We start from the raw sequence: 17,360 nt of genomic DNA, 5'->3' as shown, positions 1-17,360 counted from the left end.
GTAGTCAAAGTTGAGTCGGTCAGACTCAAATACTGGGGCCCCGGTGGGGGCTCTGTCAAACAGCTTGAGTCTATGGGGCTCAACCCTGGGACGCGCGGATTTCTTCCCGTCATCGCCAGTCGCGAGGCGCCGTCCTCGCTGCTTCGCGGCGGGCGGCGTCCCCCCGCCGCCCGTGCGGCCTATTTGGCGCCGTCCACGACCTTCCGGCCGTCGAGGGGGGCCTTGAGCTGCACCTTGGTGCTCTTGAGGATCGCGATCGCGATGCACATGGCGTCGGGCGAGCGCCGGTCCTGCCCCTCGTACAGCGTGACGGTGACCTCGCGCGCAGTCTCGGTCACCTCGACGCGGTCGAGCACGGTGCAGGGCTCCACGCCCGACCACCACACCACGTCGAGGGACCGGCCGTCGTCGGTGGGAGTGGCGCTCTCCCATGGCACCTTGCGCGGGTTCAGGGTGGGCCCGGCCGGGGTCACGGGAGAAGGGGCGCCGCTCGGAGCGCCGGACGGCGAGACCGGCGCGGGCGAGCCGTGGCCGGCCTCGGCGCCCGTGGGGGAGCCGTCCGGCGGTTCGGGTGAGGCCGAGGTGGAGGAGGTCCCCCCGCAGGCGACCGCCAGGAACAGGAGGGCCACGAGCCAGAGCTTTCTCATGCCCCTTACACGGCTGTGTCGAGCCGCCGGTTCACCCGCCGCCACCGCCCCGGGCATCGCCCGAGGCGCTCTCGCGACGGGTACCGCTCCCGCCGGTGTCGACCGCCTCCGCGGCGGGCCGGCGGGCCCCTGACGAGGGCCTCTATGCGCGGCCGGGACGGATACGTGATCATGTCGGGAGCCGCCGATGACGTGTCCTTCGCCGGCACGGCGTCGCGCGGCATCGCGTACAAGACCGACCCCGAGGCGGCCGCCGTGTATTTCGAGGCGGAGCAGAAGGGCGCGCCGGTCGCCCGGCGGGGCATCCGGGCGCTCACGGTCCGGAGGCAGGGAAGCGCGCCGCGCGGCCCCCAGCGTCTGGACCTGACGCACACGCACTTCAACGGCTCCGTGGACTTCAACGGCTCCGTGGACTTCGGCGGCGGCGACCTGTCCGGCGTCACCTTCCGCGCACCGCCGTGACCGAGCGCGTCTGGCTTCCGGCGTGGCGGGAGAGGCCGGATCCGGCGGACCCCGCTCGCGGCACTCTGGTCCGATCCGTCGCCGCGTATGCCTGAGAAAGACGTCCGAACTCCCGGGGCGGCGTCCGAGACGGCTCGCCCGCGGCGCACGGAAAGGCACGGATCCGAGAGTGTCGGCCGTCGGGTCAGGTCCCTGTTATCGAGCTGCTCGGGCGGCCTCACCGGGCTGTCCGTGAATCACGCGCCGGTGCGTTGACGCGCCGCCGTGCCGAGGATAATTTCATCGCATGATGAATTTATCGGATCCCGCGGTCGCCGTACGCGATCTGCGGGTGTCCAGGGGTGGGGTGGAGGTCCTGCACGGTCTCACCTTCGAGGTGCCCCGGGGACAGGTCACCGGCCTGCTCGGACCGAGCGGCTGCGGCAAGACGACGCTCATGCGGGCGATCGTGGGCGTCCAGATCGTCGGCGGCGGCGAGGTGCGCGTGCTCGGCGCGCCGGCCGGAAACGCGGGTCTGCGGCGCAGGATCGGCTACTCCACCCAAAGCCCGGCCGTCTACCGGGACCTGACCGTGCTGGAGAACCTGCGCTACTTCGCGGCCGTGCTCGGCGCCCCCAAGGACGACCCCGAGCGGGTGCTGATGGAGGTCGGGCTCGCCGGCGCCGCCCACCAGCTCGGGTCCACGCTCTCGGGCGGCCAGCTGGGCCGGGCCGGGCTCGCCGTCGCACTGCTCGGCCGTCCCGAACTGCTCGTGCTCGACGAGCCGACGGTCGGGCTCGACCCCGTGCTGCGGCAGGAGCTGTGGACGCTGTTCAACCGCCTGGCCGAGGGCGGCACCACGATCCTGGTCTCCAGCCATGTCATGGACGAGGCGGCGCGGTGCGAGCGGCTGATCGTGCTGCGCCAGGGGGAGATCCTGGCCGACGACACCCCCGGCGGCCTGCGGGCGCACACGCGTACGACGGACCTGGAGGAGGCGTTCCTGCGCCTGATCGAGGAGAGGGCGGCGGCATGAACGTCGCGATCACCCTCGCCACGGCCCGGCGGATCATCACCCAGCTCCGCCACGACCGGCGCACGGTCGCGCTGATGGTGCTCGTGCCGACGCTGGTGATGATCCTGCTCTACTACGTGATGGACGACGAGCGGGCCTTCGGTCACTGGGCGCCGATCCTGCTGTGCGTCTTCCCCTTCCTGGTGATGTTCCTCATCACCTCGATCGCCACCCTGCGCGAGCGCACGTCGGGCACGCTGGAGCGGCTCATGGCGATGCCGCTCGGCCGGCTCGACCTCCTCCTCGGGTACGGCCTCGCGTTCGGGCTGGCGGCGTGCGCCCAGGTGGCGCTGGCGCTGGCCGTCTCCCTCACCTGGCTGGGCCTGGACCTGCCGGGCCCGCTGTGGCCGCTGGTGCTCGTGGCGCTGCTCAACGCCCTGCTCGGCACCGCGCTCGGCCTGCTGTGCAGCGCGTTCGCCCGTACGGAGTTCCAGGCCGTGCAGTTCATGCCGATCGTCATGCTCCCCCAGATCCTGCTCGGGGGGATCCTCGTGCCGCGCGGGCAGATGGCGACCGTGCTCGAATGGATCTCCGGCGTGCTGCCCATGTCGTACGCGATCGAGGCGATGACGCACGCGGTCGCGGACACCGATCCGGGCGGTGAGTTCTGGCGTGACGTCCTGGTGATGGTGGGGTCGGCCGTGCTCGCCCTCCTGCTCGGCGCCGCCACGCTGCGCCGCCGGACCCCCTGAGCGCCGGCCGGGTGCCGGCGGCCGGCGGTTTCGGCTCCGTCCCGCGAGGTCGGTAAGCTGCGTGGAGATCCCGGCGGAGCCCAGAAGAGGTGCAGCAATGATCGCGATTCTCGGGACCGGAAAGATGGGCGAGGCCCTGCTTTCCGGTCTGGTACGCGCCGGACTGCGGCCCGAGGAGATCGTGGCGACGGCCCGCAGGCCCGAGCGGGCCGAGGCGCTGCGCGAGCGGTACGGCGTGCGGGTCGCGGGCAACGCCGAGGCCGCCAAGCTGGCCGAGACGATCATCCTCGCGGTCAAGCCGCAGGACATGGACGCGCTGCTGACCGAGATCGCCCCGCACGTGGCCGCCGACCGGCTGGTGATCTCGGTGGCCGCCGGCATCACGACGGCGTTCGTGGAGGCGAGGCTCGGCGACGGCGTCGCGGTCGTGCGGGTCATGTCCAACACGCCCGTCCTGGTGGACGAGGCCATGAGCGTCATCTCGGCCGGCGCCCACGCCTCCGAGGAGCACCTCAAGCGCACCGAGGCGCTGCTCAGCCCGGTGGGCAAGGTGCTGCGCATCCCCGAGAAGCAGCAGGACGCCGCCACCGCGCTGTCCGGCAGCGGCCCGGCCTACTTCTTCTACCTGGTCGAGGCCATGGTCGACGCCGGCATCCTGCTGGGCATGCCGCGCGCCGCCGCTCTCGACATGGTCACCCAGTCGATCGTCGGCGCCGCGATCATGCTGCGCGACTCCGGGGAACACCCGGTGATCCTGCGCGAGGGCGTGACCTCGCCCGGAGGCACCACGATCGCCGCCATCGCCGAGCTGGAGCGCCACAAGGTGCGGGCCGCGTTCCTCGACGCGATCGAGGCCGCCTGCGAGCGCAGCCGCCGTCTCGCCGGCGGCTGACACACCGCGTCTTCGCGCCGGCGGCTGACATGGTGCGGTTCCGCGCCGGCGGCTGACGCACCGCGCCTTCGTGCCGGACCGGCGTCTCCCGGGACGGATGTCGACCATCGCTTTACCATTGGCCGGTGGTGTCCCGTCGCGGGATCATCCCGCTTCTCGCCGTCCTGCTCGCCGCCGGGTGCTCGTCGCCCGAACCTTCGAAAACCCAGGTGGCGACGGTCACCAGGACCACCGTCAGCGAGGTCGTCGAGGCCCCGGCGACGGTGGGCGCGCGTGCGACGGCCACTCTGACCGCCCCCGCTCCGGGCACGGTCGCCCGCCTGTACGTCCAGGACGGCGACACGGTGAAGAAGGGCCAGATCCTCGCCAGGATCGGCTCTCCCCAGGCCAGACAGCAGCTCTCCGCCGCGCGGAAGGCCGACCGGCAGGCCGCCCGTCCGGTCTCCTTCGGCGGCGCGGGCGGCGCTCCGGCGAGCGTACGGCTGCCGCGCCTGCGACTGCCTGCCTCGCTCGACGCCCACGTCGCCCGGTCCTTCGCCCGGGCGAGGAAGGCCGCCAGGTCGATCGGCGACCGTAAGGCCCGGGCCCGGCTGCTGGCCGCCATCGACGCCGCCGAGCGGCGCCAGCGCGCCCAGCGCCGGGCGCTGGGTGAGGTGCTCGACGGGCTCACCCGCTCGATCGGTCAGAGCCTGTCGCAGGTGAGCGGCCAGGTCAGCGCGGGGTTGAGCGGGCTGAGCGCGTCGATGGCGTCGCTGCGGGCGGCGTCGAGGTCCCAGACCAGGGCGGCCGTGCGCGTGGCCGAGCAGACCGTGGACGCCCTGGTCGTCAGGGCGCCTTTCGGCGGGGTGGTCACGCTCGGCGGCGCGTCGTCCGCGGGCGGCGCGGCCGGCCTCGGCGCGCTGGTCTCGCAGCTGCCGGCCGGGCTGGCGGGCCAGGCGGGAGCAGCGGCGGCCGCTCCCGCGGGCCGTTCCGGCGGGACGATCGCCACCGGCGTCCCGGTGGCCGCGGGAGACCCGATCGCCACGGTGACCGACGTGTCCGTGCTCACGTTGTCGGCCGACGTCGACGAGACCGACGTGCTGCTGGTCCGCGAGGGCACGCGGGCCGAGGCCGAGTTCGACGCGGTGACCGGCGGAACCTACACCGCCACCGTGACGGGCGTCGGGGTCACGCCCAAGGAGGGCGCGACCGGCGGCGTCAGCTATCCCGTACGACTGCGATTGGGCCGGGGCTCCTACGACGACGGCGGCGCGGCCCCGGCGCCCAAGCCGGGGATGAGCGCCGTCGTGCGGCTGGCCGTACGCCGGTCGGAGAACGCCACGGCCGTGCCCGCGTCGGCGATCGTGACGAGCGGCCGGGAGACGATCGTGTGGGCGGTGCGAGGCGGCAGGGCGGAGCGGCGGGTCGTACGGCTGGGCGCGCAGGGCGACGCGGTCGTGGAGATCCTGAGCGGAGTGTCTCCGGGCGAGCACGTGGTGGTCAGGGGCGCCGACGCCGTACGCCCCGGCCAGTCGCTGTCGTGAGCCGTGACGGGGGCGCGGGAGCGCCGGCGTTCGAGGCGGTCGGCCTCACCCGCTCCTACCGCCTGGACGGAGGAGTGCTGGTCGACGCGCTGCGCGGGGTGGACCTGCGCATCGGGCAGGGGGAGTTCGCGGCGATCGTGGGACCGTCGGGGTCGGGCAAGTCGACGCTCATGCACCTGCTCGGCTGCCTCGACCGGCCGACCTCGGGCACGCTGCGGGTGGACGGAGTCGACGTGGCGACGCTCGACGACGCCGGGCTGGCCGGCCTGCGCAACCGCACGATCGGCTTCGTGTTCCAGTCCTTCCACCTGCTGGCCCGCACGTCCGCTCTCGACAACGTGGCGCTGCCGCTGGTCTACCGGGGCGTGCCCAGGGCCGAGCGCAGGGAGCGGGCCCGGGCGGCGCTGGAGGCGGTCGGGCTCGGCCACCGGCTCACGCACCGGCCGTCCCAGATGTCCGGCGGCGAGCAGCAGCGGGTGGCGGTCGCCCGCGCGCTGGTGGGCGATCCGCGGGTGGTGCTCGCCGACGAGCCCACCGGCAACCTCGACACCCGCAACGGCGAGGAGGTGATGGGCCTGCTCGAACGGCTTAACGAGGGCGGCGTGGCCGTCGTCCTCGTCACCCACGACGCCGAGGTCGCCGCCCGGGCCCGCCGTCAGATCCGCGTACGGGACGGCAGGGTGGAGACGGGCACAGCAGAGACGGACACCGTCGAAGCGGACACAGCGGAGGCGGACGCGTGAGAACCGCCGAGGCGCTGCGGATGGCGGTGGAGGCGCTGCGGGTCAACCGGCTGCGCAGCATGCTGACCATGTTCGGCGTCATCATCGGCGTGCTCTCGGTCGTGATCCTCGTCGCCGTCGGCACCGGCGCCAAGAACGCCGTCGAAAGCGAGATCGCGGGGCTCGGCAGCAACATCATCCTCGTGGTCCCCGGCCAGGTGGGGCTGGGCGCGGCCCCCACCCAGAGCCGCCTCGACCTGGCGGACGTCGCGTACGTGCGGCGCGTGGTCGGCGACCCGTCGAAGGTGACGGTGGCGGTGAACTCGGGTGAGCCGGTCCGGGTGGGGCGCGTGGAGGTGTTCGCCACGCTCACCGGGACGGACGAGAACATGCCCCACGTGTTCGACCGTCCGCTGCGCCGGGGCCGCTACCTCACCGAGACCGACGTGGACACGCGGCGGCGGGTGGCGATCCTCGGCGCGGAGGTCGCGGCCAAGCTGTTCGGCGACGTCGACCCGATCGGCCGCCAGGTCACGATCGCCGGAGTGCGGTTCCGGGTGATCGGCGTCTACGAGACCGTCGGGTCCACGTTCGGGGTGGCGCGGGACCAGGAGGTGCACCTGCCGGTCACCACCGCCCAGCGGCTGATCGGGCTGCCGAGGATCAACGGCATCGCCGTCGGCGCCTCGAGCCCCGACGAGATCGAACCGCTGCGGCAGCGGGTGGTGGCCGCCCTGGACGCCCGCTACCCGGGCGAGAAGTTCTCCGCCGTCACGCAGACCCAGCTTCTCGGCACGATCGGCACGGTCCTCGGCATGCTGACCGGCGTGCTGGCGGCCATCGCGGGGATCTCGCTGCTGGTCGGCGGCGTCGGCGTGTCCAACATCATGCTGGTCAGCGTCAGGGAGCGGACCAAGGAGATCGGCCTGCGCAAGGCGCTCGGCGCCCGCGGCCGCGACATCCTCGGCCAGTTCCTGATCGAGGCCGTGCTGCTGACCACGATCGGCGGCGTGATCGGCATCCTGACCGGCGTCGGCGGGGCGCTGCTGATCCGGACGGTCTCTCCGGTGCCCGCGTCGATCACCTGGTGGTCGATCGCGCTCGCCTTCGGGGTCTCCGCGGCCGTTGGCGTCTTCTTCGGGGTGGCCCCCGCCCGGCGCGCGGCCAGGCTCGACCCCGTCGTCGCCCTCCGCGCGGACTGAGGCCGGCTGAAGCCCCCTGAAGCCCACCGATGCCGACTGACGCCGACTGATGCCGACCGACGCGGACCGACGCGGACCGACGGCGTCACGACCCGCGCCGCCCGTATCGACGTCCGCGACCAGCCGTGCGGTAGCGTCGCGTCATGAGTCAGGCGGTGCGGGTGGTTTGGGACGACGCTCTGGTTTCCTACGATTTCGGGCCCGGCCACCCGCTCGCGCCCGTACGCGTCGAGCTCACCATGGCACTCGCTCGCGACCTGGGCGTGCTCGACGCCGCCGAGATGACCGGCTGCGTCCCCGCGACCGAGGACGAGATCGCGCTGGTGCACCACCGGGACTACATCGAGGCGGTCAAGAACGTCTCCAAGGACGGCCGCCCGGACCTGCGCTACGGGCTCGGCACCGAGGACAATCCCGCCTTCGTGGGCGTCCACGAGGCCTCCGCCCTGGTCACGGGGGCGACGCTGGCCGCCGCCAGGGCGGTGTGGACGGGTGAGGCCGAGCACGCGGTCAACGTGGCCGGCGGGCTGCACCATGCCATGCCCGGCGCCGCCAGCGGCTTCTGCGTCTACAACGACCCGGCCGTCGCGATCGCGTGGCTGCTGTCGCAGGGCGCGACCAGGATCGCGTACGTGGACGTGGACGTCCACCACGGCGACGGCGTGCAGGCGGCGTTCTACGACGACCCGAGGGTGCTCACGATCAGCCTGCACGAGAGCCCGCGCACGCTGTTCCCCGGCACTGGTTTCCCCCACGAGACCGGCGCGGAGGGCACGGCGGTCAACGTCGCGCTGCCGGCCGGGTGTGGCGACACCGGGTGGCTGCGCGCCTTCCACGCGGTGGTCCCGCCGCTGCTGCGGCATTTCCAGCCGCAGATCCTGGTCACCCAGCAGGGCTGCGACAGCCACGCCCTCGACCCGCTGGCCCACCTGATGCTCAGCCTCGACGGGCAGCGCACGGCGTACGCCGCGCTGCACCGGCTGGCCCACGAGACCGCCGGGGGCCGGTGGATCGCGGTGGGCGGCGGGGGATACGAGCTGGTCCAGGTCGTGCCGCGGGCGTGGACCCACCTGATCGCCGAGGCGGTGGGACGCCCTGTCGAACCGTCGGCCGAGACCCCGGAGAGTTGGCGGACCTTCGTGCGGGAGCGCACCGGGGAGATCCCACCGCTGCGGATGACGGACGGACGGCATCCGCAATGGCGTGACATTTCGGAAGGGTACGATCCAGCCGACGCCGTCGACCGGGCCGTCATCGCGACCAGGAAGGCGGTGTTCCCCTTCCACGGGCTGGACCCCATGCCGTAGCCGTGGGGGCCGGAATCACACCGAGCCGAGGAGCGCTGTACCTGTCGTGACCCTTCCGCCGCCCCGAACGCCCACCCGAGCAGAACTGCGCGAACACCTCGTCAGGACCGCCATCGCCGGTGACGTGGCGACCAGCCGCGAGAACAACCTCGATCACTACCGGTCGCTCGCTCTGCGCGACCCGCACTACCTCTTCGGGCTCAGCTTCGCGGGCGAGTGGTCCTACCACGAGGTGCTCGCGCTGATGGCCGAGAAGGCGGGGGTCGTCGCCGATCCCGGGCACCGCGAGGGCCCCGACACCATCGACCCCGAGCGGACCATCGACGCCGTCGAGGAGATGGGCGAGCGGATCGCGAAGGTGCTGCGGCGCGCCTCGCCCCGGATCGTGCTCGCCACCGGCCACCCGACCGGCCTGCTCACCATCCACCTCGCGCTGGCGCGGTTCCTCGCGGACAACGGGGCGACCCTGCTCTTCCCGGCCGAGGGGTGGACGCACATCGGCGGCCTGGGCCGCCGCAGGCGGATCCGCTACCTGGACGGCGTGGCGATGCTGGAGGACCGGGGCACGTTCGTCCACACCCACGAGGCGGTGCCGATGGAGGCGATGCTGGCCGAGGAGCGGCCCGACTTCGTGATCGCCGACCACGGCTGGGCCGGGGCCGCGGGCGAGGCCGGGGTCGAGACCGTGGGCTTCGCCGACAGCAACGACCCGGCGCTGTTCGTGGGCGAGGCCGAGGGCAAGATCGCGGTCACCGTTCCCCTGGACGACAACGTGCTGCCCCGCTTCTACGCTCCGTTGACGGCGTACCTGCTCGCCCGGGTCGCCCGCAGCCTCTAACTCCCCTTGACTCCCCTTCCGGACCTCCCAAACCGGGCATTTCGCGCCCGCTTTTGCGCCTCTGTGCCGACCGGTTGCCAACTTTTTTCTGTGCCTGGGCGACTCTAATGGGAGAGAAGTTGGTCCGTTCCAAGGTTGAGGCGAGGGGCACGGTCCGGCTGCTGCCAGCGACTTTCCCGGTTTTGACGGCGCACGGCTCTGACGACTGATGGAATGAGGGGTTTGCCTAGTCGGAGTCCGGACTTACGCTGACGGCAGTACACGTGCGTGAGCAATGGCACCAGTGGGGATAACCCGGAAACACGTGCGGAAGAGGCGTCCGATGGGTGCAGGCGAAAGACCTCTCAGCGAGGTGAAGTTCTTGACGGTGGCCGAGGTGGCGACCGTCATGCGGGTGTCCAAGATGACCGTGTACCGGCTTGTGCACTCCGGTGAGTTACCGGCCATCCGTGTCGGCCGGTCCTTCAGAGTGCCCGAGCAGGCGGTCCACGACTACTTGCGGGACGCGTTCATCGAAGCAGGATGAACCGCCCGGGCGGCCGCGCTTGACAGTGGCGTGGCCGACTCCCGGCCGATGCGGGGTCCCCCGGGGGAGCGATCTACCACGGATCGCCGGTAGTCTGTTGTGCCGGTGTGCGCTCGCGCGCCGGTTGGACAGACACACCTTCACCTGGGGGTCCCGTGGGCTCTGTGATCAAGAAGCGCCGCAAGCGCATGGCCAAGAAGAAGCACCGCAAGCTGCTGAAGAAGACCCGTATCCAGCGGCGTAACAAGAAGTAGCCGAGACGGAGCGCGCACCGGTCCTCAGGGACCGGGCGACCGTGAACACGCACACCCCCGGCGAGGCATCGATGACTCGTACTGTGCTGGTCACCGGCGTCTCCGGTCACATCGGCGCTCGTGTGGCGATCGCGCTCGCGGCCGACCCGGAGATCGACCGGGTCATCGGCGTGGACACGGCGCCGCCGCCATCCTCCGCCGGGGAGGACGGCGCGGTGCTCGGCCGCACCGAGTTCGTCCGGGTCGCGTTGCGCAGTCCCGACCTTGTCAAGGTCATCAGGGACGCCGACGTCGACACCGTCGTGCACCTCAGCCTGGTCAGCGGCCCCGGCGGCGGCCGGGCCGGTGACACCGTCGGTGGCCGGCCGGCCATGAAGGAGCACAACGTCATCGGGACGATGCAGCTGCTCGCGGCGTGTCAGCGCTCCGCCACGGTGCGCCGGGTGGTCGTGCGGTCCACCACGGCCGTGTACGGCTCCTCTCCGCACGCTCCGGCCGTGTTCACCGAGGACACCCTGCCGGTCGAGGTGTCCCATCACGGCTACGCCAGGGACGCCACAGAGGTGGAGACGTATGTGCGGGGCTTCGCCCGGCGCCGGCCCGACGTGACGACGACCACGCTGCGGTTCGCCAACCTCATGGGGCCGGGCGTCGACTCGCCGTTGACGCGGTACTTCTCCCAGCCCGTGCTGCCCACCGTGCTCGGGTTCGACCCCCGGCTGCAGTTCGTCCACGAGGACGACGCGGTCGAGGTGCTGTGCCGTACGGCGCGGGCCGACCACCCGGGCGTGTTCAACGTCGCGGGCGACGGCGTCCTGCTGCTGTCGCAGTGCGCGCGGCGGACGGGCCGGCCGGTGGTACCGATGCCGTCTCCCGCCTTCCGCCTCGTCAGCGGGGTCGCCCGGGGCGCGCGGCTGGTGGACTTCTCACCCGAGCAGCTGTCGCTCATGAGCCACGGCCGCGCGGTGGACACCACCAGGCTCGGCGCCGAGCTCGGCTGGCGGCCGAAGTACAGCACGGCGGCGGCGTTCGACGACTTCCTCCGCTCCCGCGGCGGCCCGGGCGAGCTGCCGCGCGCCGCCGTCGACTGGCTGGCCGATCTCCTGACGGGACGCTGATGGACGACTTCCGGGACCGGCACACGGTCGAGGGTGCGGCGGAAGGCACGGCTGGGGGCACGGCCGGGAGCACGGCAGACGGGCGGCTCGCCGAGCTGTTCGCCTTCCTGCGGCGCAGGCTCACCGGCGAGTACGAGGTCGACGAGTTCGGCTACGACCCCGACCTCAACGAGAAGGTGCTGCTGGAGGCGTTGCGCCCGCTCTACCGGCACTGGTTCAGGACCGAGGCCCTCGGCCTGGGCAACGTGCCGGCCGACAGCGGCGCGCTGATCGTGGCCAACCATTCCGGCACGCTGCCCGTGGACGCGCTGATGCTGCAGGTCGCGATGCACGACGAGCTGGGCAGGCCGCTGCGTCTGCTCGGCGCCCACCTGGTCTACCAGCTGCCCGTGCTCGGGCACCTGGCCCGCAAGTCCGGGCACACGCTCGCGTGCCCCGAGGACGCCGATCGGCTGCTGCGCAAGGGCGAGGTCGTCGGCGTCTTCCCCGAGGGCTTCAAGGGCATCGGCAAGCCGTTCTCCGAGCGCTACCGGCTCCAGCGGTTCGGCCGCGGCGGGTTCGTCGCGTCGGCGATCAGAGCAGGCGTGCCGATCGTGCCGTGCGCCATCGTGGGGGCGGAGGAGATCTACCCCAAGATCGGCGACGTCCCGTCGCTCGCCCGGCTGCTCGGCCTGCCGTACCTGCCGATCACGCCGCTGTTCCCGTGGTTCGGGCCGCTCGGCCTGCTCCCGCTGCCGTCGAAGTGGCTGATCGAGTTCGGCGAGCCCATCCGGACCGACGAGTACGCCCCGGAGGAGGCCGACGACCCCATGCTGGTCTTCGACCTGACCGACCAGGTCCGGGAGATCTTGCAGGGCCAGCTCGACGCCCTGCGGCTGCGCCGGGGACCGGCGTTTCCGCCGATCGTGATGTGACAACGGGCCGCGTACGGGACGGCCACGGTGACGGCTCCGGCGGCGGGATGTCCTACAGCGCGACCGCGACCCTGCTGCGCAAGGGCGTCTGACGTCGCTCCGGGACCGGGACTAACACGGCGACCTACTGGTCGGTATGGTGTGCTCACCCTCATCCCCGCAGGAGCACCATGAACAAGGGGCGGAAGGCCGCCCTCGCCGGGCTCGCCCTCGGCCTGGCGATCGGCACCGCGCGACGCGTCCAGACCGGACGCGCGAAGGCCGCACAGGGCCCGGACGGCGCGTCCGCGCGCCGTACGACGGTCACGACCGACGACGGGGTACGCCTGGCCGTCGAGATCGACGACCACCCCGACCCCCGGTGCGCCGTCGTCTTCGCGCACGGCTGGCTGATGAACCGGCACTGCTGGCAGCTCCAGCGCGAGGCCCTGGCGGGCCTGGGCACGCTCGTCTTCTACGACCAGCGCGGGCACGGCGACTCCTCGGCCGGGGCGCTGGAGTCGTACACGATCGACCGGCTGGGCGACGACCTGGCGGCCGTCGTCGAGGCCGCCGTGCCGGAAGGGCTGCCCGTCGTCCTCGTCGGCCACTCGATGGGCGGCATGACGATCATGGCGTTCGCGGACCGGCACCCCGGCCTGACCGAGTCGCGGGTGGCGGGCGCCGCGCTGCTCAGCACCTCGTCAGGCGGGCTCGACACCAGCACCTTCGGTCTCCCCGGGCCGTTCGGGCGGCTGGCTCCCCGGGTCGCGACATCGGTGTTCGAGAACATGATGGCCCGCGCCGCGGTCATCGACGCGCGTCCCCGGTTGAAGGGCTGGACGAACCTGCCGGTGACCCGGTACGTCGCCTTCGGCAGGGGCGCGAGCCGCCGGCACGTCCGGGTGGTGAACGCGATGGCCACGGCGACGCCCACTGAGGTCATGGTCGGGTTCTTCCGGGACTTCCGGGTGCACGACAAGCACGCCGCGCTGAAGGCGCTGGAGACCGTGAAGACGCTCGTCATGGTGGGAGAGCGGGACCGGCTCACCCCGCTGGCCCACAGCCGCAGGATCGCCGAGGCGCTGCCGGCCGCCCGGTTCGTCCGCATGCCCGGCACCGGGCACATGATCGGCTACGAACGCCCCGCGTCGGTGAACCGGGAGCTGACCAGCCTGATCATGCGGGCCGTGGCGGACCGGCCGGTGGCCTGACCACCGCTCACGGCCGTGGGCGACCCCCGCGCGGGCCTTGATTCAGAGGGTCAGAGGGCGGAGCGGTAGTGACGGCGCAGCGCGATGCCGGCGGCGACGCCGCCCGCGATGGCCCCCGCCGTCGCGGCGATCGGCAGGCCGACCATCGTCGCCTTCCGGCCCGTGCGGAAGTCGCGGATGTCCCAGCCGTTCTCCCTGGCGTGCTCGCGCAGTTCGCTGTCCGGGTTGATCGCGTGCGGCTGCCCGACCAGGGAGAGCATGGGCAGGTCGTTGGCCGAGTCGCTGTAGGCGGAGCAGCGCTCGAGGTCGAGGCCCTCACGGCGCGCCAGCGCCCGGACGGCCTCGGCCTTGGCCGGGCCGTGCAGCAGATCGCCGACGAGCCTGCCGGTGTAGGCGCCGTCGGCGGTCTCGGCGACCGTGCCGAGCGCGCCGGTGAGCCCGAGCCGCTGCGCGATGACCCGGGCCAGCTCGACCGGAGTGGCGGTGACCAGCCAGACGCGCTGCCCGGCGTCGAGGTGCGCCTGGGCCAGCGCGCGCGTGCCCTGCCACACGCGGTCGGCCATCACGTCGTCGTAGATCTCCTCGCCCAGCCGGACGACCTCGTCCACCTTCAGCCCGGCGACGAAGGCGAGGGCCATCTCCTTGGCCTTCGCGATGTGCTCGGGGTTCTCGTTGCCCCGTACGCGAAACCACGCCTGCCCGAGCGCGAACTTCATCAGGTCACGGCTGGTGAACAGGCCGCGCGACGCCAGTCCGCGGGCGAAGTGGTAAATCGAGGCGCCGCGCATCATGGTGTTGTCCACGTCGAAGAACGCCGCAGCCGTGAGGTCGGGGACGATCTCGGGGGCGGACACCGCCGCGGCGGCCGCCACCTCACCGGCGATTTCCGCCGCTTCCCGCCGTCGCAATAGCCGCCTCATGGCTCATCAGCTTAACCGCCGCACGGTGCCGGGAACGGGACCAGGGTGTGAGCGGAACATGACGTGTCAACGTCCGGAACCCGTGAACGAGTCGATATAACTCAGATACTGGTTCGCTTTGTCGCGATTTTCCTGGTCGAGCTTCGGCAGCAGCGGCTCCACCAGATTGTGCTGCTCACGGGCGAACTTGCGGGCGTCACCCGAGGTCTGTCCCCGCCGGGCCACCCGGCTGAGCGCGGACCTGGTGGTCGACTCCATGTCGTCGAGCGTCTGCGCGATCAGCCGGCGGCTGCCGGGGGCGGACGTGCCCACCAGCGAGGCGGTCTCGGCCGCCCGCTGCCGTGCCGCCACCATCTCCCGCTTCGCCAGCTCCTCCTCGCTGTACGCGAGGTCGAGCACCGTCGACTCCGCCAGCCGCTTCAGCGGGTACAGCACCTCGCCGGGCACCGAATGGTAGGTCCGCACACCGGTGCCGAACATCCCCGCCAGCAGCACGCAGAACACCAGCAGGGGGCGCAGCCGTACGAGCGGGGACCGGCGGGGCCGCGGCCGCGGGGGCCCGGCGGCGGGCGGCGCCGCGTGCCTGCCCGCGGTGCGCTCGGCGGCGTGGGCGCGCATCAGCTCGGCACGCAGCCTCTCGCGGAACTCCGGTCTCGGGCCGTCGCCCAGCCGGGGGCGCAGGCCTGTCAGGCGCGCGACGGCCCCGCGGGTGCGGGCCGGCCGCTCACGGCGGAACGGGTCCCGGCGGCCGGCGACGCCGCGTGCGCGGGCCTTCGACCCGCCGCTCGCCCGGCGCGAGGGTCGCCACCAGCCCATCACCGCTCCCGCCATCCCCCGCTTGACGCCGGCGGAGATCCGCGCGCCGAGCCGCTGGGAGGCGCTCGTCGCCCTCCGGACGGCCCGCGGATCCGCCTGAAGATCCGACCTGCCACATGCCCAACGATGGGGTATGGGTAATGGTTACGGGGGGCTCAGCCGAGATCGTCGGGGAGCGCCCGGGCGAGCGCCCTGATCGCCCGGAACTGCAGCGCCTTGATCGCCCCGGACTTCTTGCCCATGATCTTCGCCGTCTCGGCGAGCGACATCCCGTGCAGGAAGCGCAGGATCACGCATTCCTGCTGCTCCGCGCCTAGTTGCTTGATCGCCTGCATGACCCGCTCGTTGACCATGTTCGCGACGACCGCGTTCTCGGGGATGTGCGGGCCGTCCAGGGGCGTGTCGAGTATCTCGGCGGTGGTCACCTCTAGACGGTTGCGGCCCGACTTGAAGTGGTCGGTGATGAGGTTGCGGGCGATCGTGACCAGCCAGGCGCCGAAGTCGCGGCCCTGCCAGGTGAACTCGGCGATGCCCCGCAGCGCCCGCAGGAACGTCTCGCTCGTCAGATCCTCGGCCAGCGCGTGGCTGCCGACCCGGAAGTAGACGTACCGGTAGACCAGCTCTAAGTAGTGGTCGTAGAGCATGCCGAACGCCTCGCTGTCGCCGGTCTTGGCGCGCAGCACGAGGCTTCGCATCTCGTCGTACTCGTACTCGTGCTCGCGGTCGGCGAGACCGGTGGAGCCCGCGGATTGCGCTGCTCCTGCGGCGGCCGGAGGGGACAGCCCGGCCAACGGCCACGTATTCGGCATCCGTTATCCCATGGGGGAAGGGGAGTCGGCGTGCTCGAACACTCTAGAAATCAACGGGAGATAACACAATCCGTTCGGGTGGAGGAATCGTGTTCGGGTGCGGAGACGCGGGGGGTGACATTCCCGTACAGGGCGACCGGCTACCGGTGACGAGCCGATGTCCGGCAGCATGGGTCCACCATGGAAGTCCTCGTCGCACTCCTCGCGTTCGCCGGCGCACTGCTCGCCGGCATCACCACCGGCGTCCTCGTCGGGCGTCTCCGTGACGAGCCGGCCGGTTGGCTGATCGCGTGGAGCATCGCCACGGGCGCGCTGGCGTTGTCGCTCGGCGCCATCGCCGTCGGCCACCTCACCGGTTTCGGACCCGTGACGTTCCGGGCGTACCAGATCACCGGGTCGCTGCTGGCGCCGCTGTGGCTGACGATCGGCGTCGTCCAGCTCCTCTCGGAGAAGCGCGGCGCCCGCTTCGCCGGCTGGCTCCTCGGCGCCGCGCTCACCGTCGTGGGCACGGTCATCATGGTGCTCGACCCCGTCGTCACCGCCGGGTTCGGCAAGTCGCTGCCCGACGGGCCGGCCCACTGGGACCTCTGGCCGGAGTGGCTGCTGCGGGGCGTCCACGGCCTGGTGGTCTTCCTGCTCCTGCTCTGCCTCGCCATGGCGCTGATGGCCTGGCGTGACGGCGACGACTACGACGTCGACAACATGAACGCGACCGTCGTGCTCGCCCCGGCGGGAATGGTGATCTCGGGCGTGCTCGAATTCGGGCTCCCGGGGCTGGTCGCCGTCGTGGTGCTGGCCGCCTCCGCCGGCGGAGTCTGGTACGCCGTGGCCCGCCCGCTCGCGCCGTACGACGACGAGGACGAGGACGACGAGGCCCCCGAGGAGGAGTGGCAGGGGCGGCGCGGCGGCCGGGCCGACAGCGCCCTGCGCGCCGAGACCCGTGTGCCCTCCGCGCCCTCCGGGCCGCCCGCGCCGCCGCGCGGGGCTCAGGGAGGTCGCCCCGCGAGGCCCGGCGCGGCTCCGCCCGGGGTCCCCGGAGCGCCGGGTGTTCCGGGAGGGCCGGGTGTTGCGGGAGCGGCCGGGGGGCCGGGAGGGCCGCGCCGTTCCGGGCTCGGGGACCTGGTGGCCGAATACCGGGCGGGGGAGCAGGGCGAGGTCGACTACGCCGCCCGCATGCGTCCCTCCGACGGCCGCCCGTCCGCCGACGACTTCGGCGGGCCCGCGACCGGCCAGCTCCTCGCCGCCGACCAGTACGGCCAGCCCCCCCGGCCCGAGTACGGCATGCCCGCGGCGGCTCCGTCCGAGCCCGACCGGGCGATGCCCGCCACGGGGGCCCTTTACCCCGGGGCGGAGGTCCCCGACCCGGCCGACCTCGCGGCGAGCTTCGGCGTGGGGTTCGGCGGCAGGTCCCGGCCGCCCATGAACCGCCCGGGCGGCGGGCAGGGGGACCGGCCGGGCGGCCGGCCGGCCG

The 17,360-nt window shown here is 72.6% G+C and carries 19 protein-coding genes; 15 read left to right on the top strand and 4 right to left on the bottom strand.

The features are described from left to right. Positions 1-179: 179 nt before the first annotated feature. Complete coding sequence (locus AB0J39_RS12845; protein ID WP_363463803.1) at positions 180-647, bottom strand: hypothetical protein; 468 nt, start codon at positions 645-647, stop codon at positions 180-182. A 144-nt stretch (positions 648-791) separates the two neighbouring features. Between AB0J39_RS12845 and AB0J39_RS12840 the strand changes: the two genes are divergently transcribed. The 14 genes from AB0J39_RS12840 (at position 792) to AB0J39_RS12775 (ending at position 13,344) form a co-directional block, all read left to right on the top strand. Further along, a complete protein-coding gene (locus AB0J39_RS12840) occupies positions 792-1,109 on the top strand; it encodes a hypothetical protein (RefSeq protein WP_363463801.1) in 318 nt (105 codons plus the stop codon). 286 nt (positions 1,110-1,395) lie between these two features. Further along, positions 1,396-2,124 (top strand): ABC transporter ATP-binding protein, encoded by a 729-nt coding sequence (locus AB0J39_RS12835; protein WP_363463800.1) that lies wholly within the window; start codon positions 1,396-1,398, stop codon positions 2,122-2,124. Beyond that, positions 2,121-2,855, top strand: coding sequence for an ABC transporter permease (locus AB0J39_RS12830; protein ID WP_363463798.1), 735 nt, complete (start codon positions 2,121-2,123; stop codon positions 2,853-2,855). The genes AB0J39_RS12835 and AB0J39_RS12830 overlap by 4 nt, the downstream gene beginning before the upstream one ends. Positions 2,856-2,952: 97 nt before the next feature. Then, entirely contained in the window at positions 2,953-3,747 is a 795-nt protein-coding gene (gene proC, locus AB0J39_RS12825; protein WP_363463797.1) for a pyrroline-5-carboxylate reductase, read from the top strand. A 125-nt stretch (positions 3,748-3,872) separates the two neighbouring features. After that, positions 3,873-5,270 carry an HlyD family efflux transporter periplasmic adaptor subunit gene (locus AB0J39_RS12820; RefSeq protein ID WP_363463795.1) on the top strand — a complete coding sequence of 466 codons (1,398 nt, stop codon included), beginning with the start codon at positions 3,873-3,875 and terminating at the stop codon, positions 5,268-5,270. Next, entirely contained in the window at positions 5,267-6,013 is a 747-nt protein-coding gene (locus tag AB0J39_RS12815; protein ID WP_363463794.1) for an ABC transporter ATP-binding protein, read from the top strand. The genes AB0J39_RS12820 and AB0J39_RS12815 overlap by 4 nt, the downstream gene beginning before the upstream one ends. Further along, entirely contained in the window at positions 6,010-7,194 is a 1,185-nt protein-coding gene (locus tag AB0J39_RS12810) for an ABC transporter permease (RefSeq protein ID WP_363463792.1), read from the top strand. The genes AB0J39_RS12815 and AB0J39_RS12810 overlap by 4 nt, the downstream gene beginning before the upstream one ends. A gap of 143 nt (positions 7,195-7,337) precedes the next feature. Next, a complete protein-coding gene (locus tag AB0J39_RS12805; RefSeq protein ID WP_363463790.1) occupies positions 7,338-8,501 on the top strand; it encodes an acetoin utilization protein AcuC in 1,164 nt (387 codons plus the stop codon). A 46-nt stretch (positions 8,502-8,547) separates the two neighbouring features. Then, positions 8,548-9,339 carry a phosphatase gene (locus AB0J39_RS12800; protein ID WP_363463789.1) on the top strand — a complete coding sequence of 264 codons (792 nt, stop codon included), beginning with the start codon at positions 8,548-8,550 and terminating at the stop codon, positions 9,337-9,339. A gap of 322 nt (positions 9,340-9,661) precedes the next feature. Beyond that, positions 9,662-9,865: a helix-turn-helix domain-containing protein gene (locus tag AB0J39_RS12795; protein ID WP_030456159.1), complete on the top strand. Its 204-nt coding sequence runs from the start codon at positions 9,662-9,664 to the stop codon at positions 9,863-9,865. A gap of 155 nt (positions 9,866-10,020) precedes the next feature. Continuing rightward, positions 10,021-10,119 carry an AURKAIP1/COX24 domain-containing protein gene (locus AB0J39_RS12790; protein ID WP_018654693.1) on the top strand — a complete coding sequence of 33 codons (99 nt, stop codon included), beginning with the start codon at positions 10,021-10,023 and terminating at the stop codon, positions 10,117-10,119. A gap of 71 nt (positions 10,120-10,190) precedes the next feature. Next, positions 10,191-11,237, top strand: coding sequence for an NAD-dependent epimerase/dehydratase family protein (locus tag AB0J39_RS12785; RefSeq protein WP_363463788.1), 1,047 nt, complete (start codon positions 10,191-10,193; stop codon positions 11,235-11,237). Continuing rightward, on the top strand, positions 11,237-12,151 hold the full coding sequence (locus tag AB0J39_RS12780) for a lysophospholipid acyltransferase family protein (protein ID WP_363463786.1): 915 nt from the start codon (positions 11,237-11,239) through the stop codon (positions 12,149-12,151). The genes AB0J39_RS12785 and AB0J39_RS12780 overlap by 1 nt, the downstream gene beginning before the upstream one ends. A 170-nt stretch (positions 12,152-12,321) precedes the next feature. Next, positions 12,322-13,344 carry an alpha/beta hydrolase gene (locus AB0J39_RS12775; RefSeq protein WP_363463785.1) on the top strand — a complete coding sequence of 341 codons (1,023 nt, stop codon included), beginning with the start codon at positions 12,322-12,324 and terminating at the stop codon, positions 13,342-13,344. A 50-nt stretch (positions 13,345-13,394) separates the two neighbouring features. Here AB0J39_RS12775 and AB0J39_RS12770 read toward each other — a convergent pair whose 3' ends face one another. From AB0J39_RS12770 to AB0J39_RS12760, 3 genes are all read right to left on the bottom strand, one after another. Beyond that, positions 13,395-14,264: an HAD-IB family hydrolase gene (locus AB0J39_RS12770; protein WP_363463783.1), complete on the bottom strand. Its 870-nt coding sequence runs from the start codon at positions 14,262-14,264 to the stop codon at positions 13,395-13,397. Positions 14,265-14,330: 66 nt separating this feature from the next. Then, positions 14,331-15,080: a DUF5667 domain-containing protein gene (locus AB0J39_RS12765; protein WP_363463782.1), complete on the bottom strand. Its 750-nt coding sequence runs from the start codon at positions 15,078-15,080 to the stop codon at positions 14,331-14,333. A 155-nt stretch (positions 15,081-15,235) separates the two neighbouring features. Then, on the bottom strand, positions 15,236-15,889 hold the full coding sequence (locus tag AB0J39_RS12760; RefSeq protein WP_363463780.1) for a sigma-70 family RNA polymerase sigma factor: 654 nt from the start codon (positions 15,887-15,889) through the stop codon (positions 15,236-15,238). A gap of 180 nt (positions 15,890-16,069) precedes the next feature. Between AB0J39_RS12760 and AB0J39_RS12755 the strand changes: the two genes are divergently transcribed. Then, a partial coding sequence (locus tag AB0J39_RS12755) for a hypothetical protein (RefSeq protein ID WP_363463779.1) occupies positions 16,070-17,360 on the top strand: 1,291 nt, incomplete at its 3' end.

It is taken from the genome of Microbispora sp. NPDC049633, from assembly GCF_040675265.1.
Taxonomy (GTDB): Bacteria; Actinomycetota; Actinomycetes; order Streptosporangiales; family Streptosporangiaceae; genus Microbispora; species Microbispora maris.
This window is presented reverse-complemented; position numbering and strand designations above follow the sequence as displayed.